This window comes from Clostridium beijerinckii (assembly GCF_008705175.1).
Classification (GTDB): Bacteria; Bacillota; Clostridia; order Clostridiales; family Clostridiaceae; genus Clostridium; species Clostridium beijerinckii.
Genome location: NZ_CP043998.1, coordinates 498,460 through 511,034 on the forward strand (window position 1 = coordinate 498,460; position 12,575 = coordinate 511,034).

At 28.9% G+C, this 12,575-nt stretch carries 12 protein-coding genes; all 12 read left to right on the forward strand.

All coding sequences use genetic code 11. The annotated features are described in order from the left end of the window. Positions 1-88 precede the first annotated feature (88 nt). Complete coding sequence (locus tag F3K33_RS02520; protein ID WP_039768507.1) at positions 89-784, forward strand: response regulator transcription factor; 696 nt, start codon at positions 89-91, stop codon at positions 782-784. Continuing rightward, entirely contained in the window at positions 774-2,273 is a 1,500-nt protein-coding gene (locus F3K33_RS02525; protein WP_023974860.1) for a sensor histidine kinase, read from the forward strand. The genes F3K33_RS02520 and F3K33_RS02525 overlap by 11 nt, the downstream gene beginning before the upstream one ends. A gap of 198 nt (positions 2,274-2,471) precedes the next feature. After that, the gene (locus tag F3K33_RS02530) at positions 2,472-3,383 is read left to right on the forward strand and encodes a site-2 protease family protein (protein WP_039768505.1); all 912 of its coding nucleotides are present in this window, start codon (positions 2,472-2,474) and stop codon (positions 3,381-3,383) included. Between the two features lie 17 nt (positions 3,384-3,400). Further along, positions 3,401-3,736, forward strand: coding sequence for a hypothetical protein (locus tag F3K33_RS02535; RefSeq protein WP_039768503.1), 336 nt, complete (start codon positions 3,401-3,403; stop codon positions 3,734-3,736). Positions 3,737-3,891: 155 nt separating this feature from the next. Then, positions 3,892-6,069, forward strand: coding sequence for a Tex family protein (locus F3K33_RS02540; RefSeq protein ID WP_039768501.1), 2,178 nt, complete (start codon positions 3,892-3,894; stop codon positions 6,067-6,069). A gap of 257 nt (positions 6,070-6,326) precedes the next feature. Continuing rightward, the gene (locus tag F3K33_RS02545; protein WP_039768499.1) at positions 6,327-7,283 is read left to right on the forward strand and encodes a Gfo/Idh/MocA family protein; all 957 of its coding nucleotides are present in this window, start codon (positions 6,327-6,329) and stop codon (positions 7,281-7,283) included. Between the two features lie 55 nt (positions 7,284-7,338). Next, a complete protein-coding gene (locus F3K33_RS02550) occupies positions 7,339-8,262 on the forward strand; it encodes a DMT family transporter (protein ID WP_023974865.1) in 924 nt (307 codons plus the stop codon). Between the two features lie 261 nt (positions 8,263-8,523). Then, positions 8,524-9,828: an MATE family efflux transporter gene (locus F3K33_RS02555; protein WP_039768497.1), complete on the forward strand. Its 1,305-nt coding sequence runs from the start codon at positions 8,524-8,526 to the stop codon at positions 9,826-9,828. A 20-nt stretch (positions 9,829-9,848) separates the two neighbouring features. Next, the gene (locus F3K33_RS02560; protein WP_039768495.1) at positions 9,849-10,673 is read left to right on the forward strand and encodes a MerR family transcriptional regulator; all 825 of its coding nucleotides are present in this window, start codon (positions 9,849-9,851) and stop codon (positions 10,671-10,673) included. After that, positions 10,667-10,882, forward strand: coding sequence for a hypothetical protein (locus F3K33_RS26675; protein WP_236892100.1), 216 nt, complete (start codon positions 10,667-10,669; stop codon positions 10,880-10,882). The genes F3K33_RS02560 and F3K33_RS26675 overlap by 7 nt, the downstream gene beginning before the upstream one ends. A 23-nt stretch (positions 10,883-10,905) precedes the next feature. After that, positions 10,906-11,295, forward strand: coding sequence for a helix-turn-helix domain-containing protein (locus F3K33_RS26680; RefSeq protein ID WP_236892102.1), 390 nt, complete (start codon positions 10,906-10,908; stop codon positions 11,293-11,295). Between the two features lie 344 nt (positions 11,296-11,639). Continuing rightward, positions 11,640-12,533 (forward strand): ROK family protein, encoded by an 894-nt coding sequence (locus F3K33_RS02570; protein ID WP_023974868.1) that lies wholly within the window; start codon positions 11,640-11,642, stop codon positions 12,531-12,533. Positions 12,534-12,575 lie beyond the last annotated feature (42 nt).

Below are 12,575 nucleotides of genomic sequence, written 5' to 3' on the forward strand. Positions count from 1 at the left end.
TAATATCAGAATTAATAATTGAAATTAATTCCTAAAATGGTATATAAATATGATAAAATATATTCATATTAGTGGAGGAGTTGAATTTATGAATATTCTAATAGTTGAGGATGAAAAGGATATTAGAAATCTTATTTCATTGCATATGAGAAAGGAAGACTATGAAGTTTATGAAGCTTCCGATGGACGAGAAGCTTTAAATATATTTGAAAATAAAAAAATAGATTTAATTTTATTAGATATAATGATGCCAAATGTTGATGGGATTTCAGTGATACAAAAGGTACGAGCCATCTCTACTATTCCTATAATCTGTATTACAGCGATGGGGAAGGATTCTGATAAAGTTTTGGCTTTAGGACTTGGAGCTGACGATTATTTAGTAAAGCCTATAAGTCCGATAGAGTTATCTGCAAGAGTGGCATCTAATCTCAGAAGATGCTACAAATATGCTGAGCATAAGGATGTAATTTATTCGACAGGAGAGTTAAAGCTATTTACTGAGACTTTTGAAGTTTATAAGGGGAACAGAAAGATTGATCTAAATCCAAAGGAATTCAAGATTTTAAAGTTATTAGTTTCAAATTTAGGGAAAGTATTTACTAAGAAACAAATATATGAAGAAGTATGGGAGGAAGCTTATTTCGGAGACTCTAATAATATAATGGTTCATTTAAGTCATATTAGAGAGAAAATAGAAGATGATCCTAAGAATCCAATCTACATAAAAACCATAAGAGGGATAGGTTATAAAATTGAGAGGGTTGCAATGCATGAAAGCTAAAAGAATAAAAAGGAGTGTTACAACAGAGTTATTTTTTATATATTTTTTGGGATATATAGCTATAAACATAATACTATTAATAGCGATTATTGGCTCAATTGTTGTTTATGGAACTTTATGCGGACCTAATACATATAATTCTTATTTTGGAGGGCTACAAAATAAGCTTGTAAAAGATTATACGAGTATAACTGATGGGGATTTGTCTGATATAGATGGTTTTATGGTAAAAATAAATAATGATAATAAAGTTCTTTACATGAGGGGACATGTTATCGAGGAATTTAAAAATATAAATTTGCAAAGCTATATGTATTTATTTGGATTAACAAAGGATAATGAAGAATCACTAAATGATGATATTAGAACAATGTTTGCATTATCAGATTTCAATAATTCAATAATTGAAACAAAAGATAATGTTAAATATTCACTATATAGCAAGTATCTAAAAGAAGAAGATTCTTTAGTGGTAGTTGGATTCCCGTATTCAGAGATTACAAAGCCGAATAGAATCACCAAAGTAATTCCTCATAATCTAATAATAAAAATAATGGGTGCGTTCAATGTTCTATTAATTCTCTCAATAGTGTATATTTTAGCTAAAGCAACTTCTAGCGCATTTATAAAACCAATAAAGACATTATTGGCTGGAGTAATAGAGATATCTCATGGCAATTATAATATACGTTTAGATATAGATAAAAAGAATGAATTTCTTGAATTAGCAAATGGATTTAATATGATGGCAGGAACTATACAAAATGAAAAAAGTCAAAATGAAAAATTACAGAAGATAAAAGAGGATTTAATATTAGATATATCGCATGATTTAAAAAACCCTCTTTCATCGATTTTAGGATATAGTGAGATTTTAATTAATAATAATGATTTAGATGAAAAGGAAAAGTTAGAATACTTAAACATAATAAATAAGAATTCACAAAGAGCAAATAAATTAATAACAGACCTGTTTGAATTTTCATTATATGATAATTCTGATTATAAAATGATTACAGTAAAAGCAGATATAGCTGAATTTGTTAGGCAAATAATAGCAAACTATATTCTAGAATTTGATCATAAAAAATTCGAATATGATTTTGAAATAATTGAAGAGCCCTATTATGTAATGATAAATGAAGAAAAGTTATCTAGAGCTATAAATAATGTTTTAGACAATAAAGTTAAATACAATCCTGTAGGAAGTAGAATAGGAGTAAAGACAGAAGTGAGAGAGAATTATTTCTACATTATATTATCAGATAACGGCGAATGTATTCCTCAAAAATACAGAGAAAATATATTTAACCCATTTGTTAGAGTTGATAAATCAAGAAACTCAAAAACTGGAGGAACAGGACTTGGATTATCTATCACAAAGAAAATATTAAATAAACATAATGGTGATATTAGAATTATAGATAGTGGAATAGGGACAACTTTTGAGATCATGTTGCCACTTGTTGTGTTTAAGAATAAAATCTAAATTTAAAGCTTGGATTAGCAATTTATTTTTTAGGTTAATTTAATATTGTTGTAAGCATCTTTTAATAAAATGCATTTATACTAAGTATAGTGGAGGAGGAGTTTGAGCAGGCATTATACATTATTCTTAGTATAGTTTATTAAAAGTAACTTTAGCTTAATGCTTTAATATCATGTATAAGAAAGAGAAGGAAAATTTATGGACAACGATAAAAATGAATTAGAAAATATTGATTCAAACATAGATTATGATAATTTGAAAGAAGAAACTGATACCATTAATACGGAAGAACACTTTGAAGAAAATGGTTTAGTTGCAAAATTAAAAGATAAAAAAGGAATTTTAGGAGTAGTAGGAGCTTTTCTATTAGTACTTTTGAAATTTAAAGCTATTTTATTTTTAGTGCTAGGAAAATTAAAATTCTTAATAATATTATTAAAGATTGGTAAATTTGCATCTACCTTTATATCTATGATACTAATGATCGTCATATACGCTAAGATGTATGGAGTGGCATTTGGAGTTGGCTTTGTATTACTGCTTTTGATTCATGAAATGGGACATTATCTTACGGCTAAATTAATTAAATTGGATGTAAGCCTTCCAGTTTTCATTCCTTTTGTAGGTGCTTTTATTAGCATGAAAGAAGAACCTAAAGATGCAGCAACAGAAGCGAAAGTTGCTATAGGAGGGCCTGTGTTAGGAAGTATAGGTGCACTAATTTGTTTATTGTTTTACTTTATATCTGGAGAAGACTTTTTGGCAGCACTAGCCTATGTAGGTTTTATGTTAAATCTATTTAATCTTATACCTGTTCATCCACTTGATGGTGGAAGAGTGGTTTCGGCTATATCACCAAAGTTATGGCTCATAGGAATACCAATTGGTATAATTGCTCTCTTCAAGGCTTTCAATCCAATTATTGTATTATTACTTATACTTGGAATTGCAAAAGTTATTGAACAATATAGAAATTCAGATAAATCGTATTATGAAGTAAAGACATCTATTAGGTGTATGTTTGCATTAAGTTATTTCGGATTAATGTTACTTTTGGGACTTGGAATAACATATATCCATGGGATTCATTCTTCTGTAATTATTCAATAAAAATTGGAGGGGTAAATATGTATTTTAATATACCAGGAACAAAAGATATTCTTATTAAAAACTTGACCGGTGAAGACTTAAAGGATATATATTTAAGCTTTGAGGGAATAGAAAAACATCCATTAAAAATATCGAATATAAGAAAGGATGGGCAAGTAGTTAAGACTTTAGTTTTAAGTTATTTGAATGGAGTAACAGAGCTTAAACTCTGCTATTATAACGATGGGCAAAAACAAGAAATCGTAGTATATAATGAATTGAGCAAAAAAGATTTAAGAAAATTAATTCTTGAGATTAGTAAGGAAAATGGGAAACTGAAAGTGAGGACAACTGTAGAAGAAAAATATATATAATTATTGCTTTCAATTAAAATAAGTTTATAATATTAATAGTGATATAGGATTATTGCCATTACTAAAAATAGTAATGGCAATAATGATTTATATGGTAAAATAGTATTGTTGTGGCAATGACTATTTAGGTAATTTAATATAAGCAGGAGGAAATTATGAATTCAATTGAAGAAAGAATCGCAAAAGAATTAGAAATAAAGTTAAGTCAGGTTCAAAATGTTATTGGACTTTTAGATGATGGAAATACAGTTCCATTTATTTCAAGATATAGAAAAGAAGCAACAGGAGGACTTTCAGATGAAGTCTTAAGAAAATTATCTGAAAGACTTACGTATCTAAGAAATTTAGAGGAAAGAAAAGCTGATGTTACAAGGCTTATACAAGAACAAGAAAAATATACTGATGAAATAGGAAAAGCTTTAGAGAATGCAACGACCTTAACAGAAGTTGAAGATATATATAGACCTTTTAAACCTAAAAAGAGAACAAAAGCAACAATAGCAGTAGAAAAGGGATTAAAGCCTCTTGCAGAACTAATTTTGGAAGGAAAATTAAGTGGGGACCTAGATGAAGAGGCAGCTAAGTATATAAGTGAAGAAAAGGGAGTTACAAATAGTCAAGAAGCTATCCAAGGAGCTTTAGATATAATAGCTGAAAGCATTTCTGATGAAGCTAAGTACAGAAAGTATATAAGAGAATTTGTTATTAGAGAAGGTAATATAGAATCAAAGGGAAGTTCAGATGAACCAACTCCATATGAAATGTATTATGAATATTCTGAAGCAGTAAATAAGATACCACCTCATAGAATATTAGCTATAAACAGAGGAGAAAAAGAAAAAATCCTAAATGTTAAGATAACTGTTAATGAAGATAATATAATTCAATACTTAGAAAATCAAGTATTAAAAGGCAATGAAACTTTAGATGAAAAATTAAAACTTGCAATTAGAGATTCGTTAAAAAGATTAATTTATCCATCCATAGAAAGAGAAATAAGAAGTGAATTAACTGATATAGGTGAAGAAGGTGCTATTAAGATATTTAAAGAAAACTTGAAAGCATTGTTATTACAAGCGCCTATTAAAGGAAAAGTAGTAATGGGATATGATCCAGGATTTAGAACTGGTTGTAAAATAGCGATTCTAGATGCAACAGGAAAGTTTTTAGAAAATACAGCAGTATATCCTACAGTGCCTAAAAGAGATATCGAAGGAACAAAGAGAACTTTAAAAGCTCTTATTGCTAAACATAATGTTGATGTTATATCCCTTGGAAATGGTACAGCATCAAGAGAATCAGAAGAAGTTATTGCAGGAATGATTACGGAAATAAAAAATGAAACTGGAAAAGAATTAGCATATGTAATAGTATCTGAAGCAGGAGCGTCAGTTTATTCAGCATCAGAACTTGCAACTAAGGAATATCCAGATTTAGATGTTACAGTAAGAGGAGCAATTTCAATAGGAAGAAGGTTGCAAGATCCACTTGCGGAACTAGTTAAGATAGATCCTAAGGCTATAGGAGTAGGACAATATCAGCACGATGTCACTCCTAAAAAGTTAGAAGAATCCTTAGCAGGTGTAGTAGAAGACTCAGTTAACACTGTTGGAGTTGACTTAAATATAGCAACACCATCGCTTTTAACACATATTTCCGGAATAAATGCATCTATCGCTAAAAATATTGTTGACTATAGAGAAGAAGTAGGAAGATTCACTTCAAGAAAAGAACTATTAAAAGTTAAGAGATTAGGTCAAAAGGCTTATGAGCAATGTGCTGGATTTTTAAGAGTTGATGATAGCAAAGAACCTTTGGATAATACATCTGTGCATCCAGAGTCTTATGCTATAGCTAAGAAGTTAATAGAATTACTTGGTTACAATAAAGAAGACCTTAAGAATAATAAATTAGGTGACATTGATGAAAGAGCTCAATCTCAAGGATTAAAAAAATTAAGTGAAACATTAGAAGTTGGAGAGATGACTCTAAAGGATATAATAAAAGAATTAAAGAAGCCAGGCAGAGATCCTAGAGAAGAAATGCCAAAGCCAATACTAAAAACGGGAATAATAGAACTTAAGGACTTAAAACCTGGTATGGTTTTAGCTGGAACTGTTAGGAATGTATCTGATTTTGGAGCATTTGTAGATATAGGAGTGCATCAAGATGGATTAGTTCACAAAAGTCAAATGGCAAATAGATTTGTAAAGCATCCTTTAGATATAGTTAAAGTTGGAGATATAGTAAAGGTAGCGATATTGGAAGTTGATGAAAAGAGAAAGAGAATATCATTAACTATGAAAGATATTGATGAATCAGCAGAAGTATAGCTAACATAATAAATTAAATTTAAAGTCTTAAGAGTATGAATATGTTCATTCTTAAGACTTTTCTGCTTACAAATTTTTTATAGGAAGAAATATATGATTGCATACTAATAATTATTTAATATGTTCTAAGTATTGTGGATATTTTTGTACTAGCGATTAGCGTGTATGAATGGAGAGTATGATATAGTAATATAGAATAGTATTTTTAATAAATAAAGATGAATAAAATTGTAGGTTTATAATAAGGAGGAAAAGTAATGATTAGATGGGGAATTATAGGACTTGGAAATATAGCTTTGAGATTTGCAAAGAGTTTATCATATTCTAATGAAGGTAAACTATATGCTATAGCATCTAGAACTAAGGAAAAACGTGATGAATTTTATGATAAGTATAATTGCGAGAAAGTTTATGAAAATTATAATGAATTATTAAGAGATGAAGAAGTGGATGCTGTATATATAGCATTGCCTCACGGCTTTCATAAACACTGGTCCATCGAAGCTTTAAAGCATAAAAAGGCTGTGCTTTGTGAGAAGCCTGTAGGGATAAATTCGGAAGAAATGAAGGAAATAAAAAAAGAAGCTGTGTTAAATAATACATTCTTTATGGAAGCAATGAAGACAAGGTTTGTTCCGATAATTAGTGATATTAAGAGAATGATAAGAAATAAAGAGATTGGAGATATAACGGCTATAGAAGCTAATTTTTGCAATAATGTAGAAAACATTAAACCGGGATCGTATTTATTAGATAAAGACCAAGGTGGGGCGTTACTAGATGTAGGAATTTATCCATTGTCATTTGTAATGGATATGATCGATTCAGAGGTTAAAAGTGTCAAATCTTACATGGATATAAATGAATCAGGAGTCGATTCCTATTTTAAAGTAATACTTTCTTTTGAAGATGGAGTAATAGGAACTGTAGAAGGGGCAATTGATAGAAATAAAGAAAGGACAGCTATTATTAGAGGAACAAAGGGATGGATGGAGATTCCGATGTATAATAGACCAAACAAAGCTGTTGTTAATCTAAATTCGGGCAAGTCGTATACAATTGAAAAAGATATAGAATTTGATGACATGTATGCAGAGATTAAAGAAGTTCATAACTGTTTAAAAGAGTCGAAGCTTGAAAGTGATTATTTAACTTTAAATGAATCAATTCGAGTTATGGAAGTATTAGATAGAATTAGAATGAATGCGGAATAAAAAGTGATTGGATGAACTACTTACAATGATTAGGCGGGAGAGAGAAACATATAAAATGGATGAAGTAAAAGTTTATACTAACAGAAAAAATATTGTACTTTTAGCAACATTGTGTTGCTTTTTATGGGGAAGTGCATATCCGGCTATAAAAGTTGGATATTCACTATTTAATATAAGTGATGTAGGCTCTAAATTAATTTTTGCCGGATATAGGTTTACACTTGCAGGTATTTTTATACTCATATTTGAGCTTATATCAAAAAGAGTTATATTTAAATTTACTAGAAAGCAATTTGGTCAGATAACTTTATTAGGTTTAACTCAAACTGCACTTCAATATATATTCTTCTATGTGGGAATGTCATATACTACAGGGGTTAGAGGATCTATAATAAATGGAACAGGAACTTTTGTAAGTATAATTCTAGCTCATTTTATATATAAGAATGATAGGTTAAATTTAAATAAGATAATAGGATGCGTTATTGGATTTATAGGAGTAGTAATTGTTAATTTAAATGGAGAATCATTAGGAGGAACATCTGTCACTTTTAAAGGTGAGGGGTTTATAATGATTGCTGCAATAATATTTGCTGTGTCTGCAATATATGGGAAGAAGATAACGCAAACTCAAGAACCTTCGATAGTAACTGGTTTTCAGCTATTTATAGGAGGAATTCTTCTTACTGCATTAGGATTTGCATTAGGAGGTAGCTTAGAAGGATTTACAGCGAAATCAACATTACTACTTATATATATGGCATTACTATCATCAATAGCCTTTGCTGTTTGGACGCAATTATTAAAATATAACAAAGTAGGATTAATATCAGTATTTAATTTTTTAATACCGGTATTTGGAACATTGTTATCAGCATTAATATTAGGAGAAAATATATTTGATATTAAGATATTAATAGCGCTTATTTTAGTTTGTTATGGAATATTTCTAGTTTATAGAGTTAAGAAAGAAAAGTAGAATTGGGATATTGTGTATAACATATATTTAGAAAGCTCAATTTTTGTAAGGAAATCTTTTAACTTATGAGAATGGATGCATAATTAAATTCTAAATAAGGAGATATTGATTTGGGATTGATATAAGATTATTATGGATGTGATTTTATAAAAGAGGACTTGCTTTTAGGCAAGTCTTCTTTTATAAAGAGGTTGACTCTATTCCAACTATAGACTTTATAATTTATATTAGGAAATATGTTTGTAAAGGGAAGATAAAAATATGTTTAAAAAGTTTTTAAAATACTCTATTCCATCAGCATCGGCTATGTTTGTATCGTCATTATATACAGTTATAGATGGTATTTTTGTAGGTCGAGGTGTAGGAGATTTGGGGTTAGCAGCAGTTGCAATTGCAATGCCAGCTACAATAGTTTTATTTGGAATAGCTACAATGTTTGCAGTTGGCGGAGGTGCTCTAGTTTCTAAAAACTTTGGAGCTAAAGATAAAGAAAGGGCAGTATATATTTTTCGCCAAGCATTTAAATCAATTATAATATTAAGTAGTATTATTAGTTTTGTATTTATAGTTTTTTCGGAGTACATAGTAGTTCTTTTGGGGGCGACTGAAAATTTGAAGGAGTTATCGGCAGAATTTTTGAGATACTATTCATTGTTTTGTATACCTAGTTTGTTAGGAATAACTTTGAATGGATTCATTAGAAATGATGGAGGTCCTAAGTTAGCTATGATATCAACGATAGCTGGTACAGTGGTAAATATATTATTAGATTATATATTTATATTTCCTTTAAATATGGGTGTTAGGGGCGCCGCTATTGCTACTGGACTTGGGCAAGTAGCGACAATAGCTATAATACTGCCTCATTTTTTAAAGAAGAAAGGTCAATTAACTTTTGGAAATGTGAAGCTGGAAATGAAAGTGGTTAAAGAGATTATTACCATAGGTTTCCCATCGTTTTTTGCAGAAGCAGCCTTTTCGATAATAATATTCTTCTATAATATAGTTTTAGGAATCTATATGAGAGAGGAAGGAATTGCGTCATATAGTATAATAAATTATATAACTACAAATATTTATATGATGCTTCTAGGTGTGAGTTTAGGAGCCCAACCATTAATAAGTTACTATTTTGGAGCTAGGGAGACAAAAAAGATGTTTACATTTTATAAGTTTGCACTAATAGCGTCAGTCTCGGTAAACTTATTGTTTACCTTAGTATGCTTTATATTTGGAAAAAATCTTATATGTTTGTTTACAACAGATAAGGAATTAATAAATATAGCGTATATTGGACTTAATATGACTAATTTAGCTTATTTTTTCACAGGATTAAATTTAAGCACATCGATGTACTATCAATCTATAGAAATGCCAAAGTTCTCTAACTTAATTTGTGCTTTTAGATCTTTTGTATTTTTGCCAGTAATTTTATTTTTAGCTGCACATTATTATGGTACAAATGGAATATGGGCTAGTATGATTTTTTCAGAAATATTAACGTTTTTAGCAGTAAACATTGTTACTAATACAAAAACTAATACAAAAAAAGCTATATCAGTATAAGGTGGCAAGGGGGATAAATATTGAGTAATTTTTCTATTGGGGAAATGTCAAAATTGAATAACATATCAATTCAGACACTGAGATATTATGACAAAATAGGCTTGCTAAAACCAAAGGTGATTAGTGAAAAAAGCCAATATAGGTATTATAGTATAGAACAATTTTTTCAAATGGATGTGATTAAATATTATAAGACATTGGGATTATCCCTAGATGAAATAAAAAAATTAATGGGTAGAAGCACTTCTATGGAAGAAAAACTTGATATGATAAATTTTCAGCAAGAGGTTTTGGAAAATAAACTATTAGAAATGGAAATAATAAAAAATCACTTAGAGTATATGAAAAACACAGTTTCTTCAATTATTGAATATGAAACTGATAAAATATTTATTAAATATAATGAAAAAAGAGAATATATAAGTTATGATTGCGTTTCAGCCACTATTGATGAATTGGAAATTAATTATAGAAAAGTAATGCCTAATAGTGAAAATCAGCTAGAAAAATTAAGTTATGAATTATCTTCAATGGTTTCCTATGATGAGTTAAAAGAAAAGATGGTTTATAAGAATATAATGACAAATAATTATGTAAGAATGTTAAAAAATGAAGGAAGGGCAATTGTCTTACCAGAGGGAGAGTATATAACAATATATTTTGAAGGTGGATGTTTTGAAAATAAGAAATATTATAATAAAATTATTGATTATATAAATAAGAATAATATTAAGATAAGTGGCGATTTCCATGAAGTGTATATCCTTCCTCAAGTAAATGAAGATGGAAAAGAGAATACTTTGATGAAGCTTGAGATAATGAAAAAAAGAATTAACATATGTTAAAAGAAATTCATGATAAACTGATTGCTCTGACAGATGAAGAATTAAGAATTTTAAATGGAGAGAATTCTGTAGATAGAAGTATTTATACAGATTATGATGAAGGAGAATATCTATATTTTAAAGCTTCTGAAAGAAAAAATATTCAAGAGTTATTAGAAAAAATAATAATTGAGCTGTATACTAATTCGATAATGAAAAAGCGACAATAAAATTGCTAGTAGGGCTTTTATTAGTGGAGTTAGTAAAAAATTCACAGGATATAGAGACATATTCTGTGGATAACTATGAGAAGATGTTGATAATTCAGAGTCTTAAATACATAGAGGAATTCTATAGTACAGCTACTCTGCTAGAACTCTCAGAAAAATTAAATCAACCAGATTATAAATTTAGCAAATTTATAAAGATACATACTAAAATGACTTTTAAAGAATTATTGAAAGAAAAAAAGTTAAGCAAAGCAGTTGAATTAATCAAATTAACTGAGTATTCGATTATTGAAATAATTGAGTTTGTAGGATATGAGAATCCAACATACTTTTACAAGATATTCAAGAAAAAATTTGGAATGACGCCTAGAGAATATAAAATGAACAGAATTAACAATTTTAGATTTACTTAAATTAGAAAAGTTTCTAAGTTGAAATGAAAGGAATATATAACTTTTAAATAATTTAATTTATATTTAAAGATTATTTATTCAGCAGTGCTATAGTTTAGAATAAATTTTAATGGGTTAATCTCTTTTAAAACATATATAATGCATAATTGAATGAAGAAGCTATCTTAATGAAAAGTTGAGAGAGCTTTTTTATTGGTAATTGAGATGATTTGAGGTTACTTACTTTGAATTGAAAGAGGTTTAACATTATGCTATGATTATTTTAGTAAACGTTATTTTGGTAAGTATTAGGACATAGAGTTTGGGTGAATTAAATTTTAAGTATAATAATGAGAGGTGTAGAGATGAGATATTTAGTGTTAGATGTAGGTGGAAGTTCTATTAAGTATGCACTGATGACAGAGGATTTGGAGTTTATTGAAAGGGGTAAAAAACCAACACCACTTGATAAAATTGAAAGTTTTATAGATGTAATAGGCGAAATCTATGATATATATAAAGATGATATAGAAGGAATGGCTATAAGTATGCCAGGAGTATTAGATAGTGAAAAAGGCTATGCTTATACAGGTGGTGCACTATCATATAATGAAGGTAAAGAGATTGTAAAAATTCTTAAAGAAAGATGTCCGACAAAGATTACAATAGAGAATGATGGAAAATGTGCAGCTTTAGCAGAGGTTTGGAAAGGAAGTTTAAAAGATTTCGATGATGGAGTTGTAATAGTACTAGGAACAGGTGTAGGTGGAGGAATAGTTCGAAATAAGAAAATCCATAAAGGAAAAAACTTCTTTGCAGGTGAGTTTAGTTTTATAAATACAAATGTAAATAATACTGAGAACACGGATGAGTGTTGGGGATCTATAAGTGGTTCTAAAGCATTGATAAATGAAGTTGCAAAGGTAAAAAGTCTTCAGCCAGATGAATTAGATGGGTATAAAATATTTGAATATGCAAATAACAACGATCCAGATATTCTTGAAATTTTAGATGATTTCACTTATAAGCTAGCAGTACAAATTTTTAATTTACAGTGTATATTAGATCCGGAAATATTTGCAATCGGTGGAGGGATAAGTAGTCAAGAGATATTGATACAATATATTAAGAGGAATGTGGACAAGTATCACAAGAGTTTTGAAATTGATGATTTACCACTACCTAATGTAGTTGGCTGTAAGTTTAGAAATGATGCTAATCTCATAGGAGCACTATACAATTTTATAACTAGCAAATGAAATATGATTGTATTAAATGTTGGCGGCATTTTATGGAAGAAT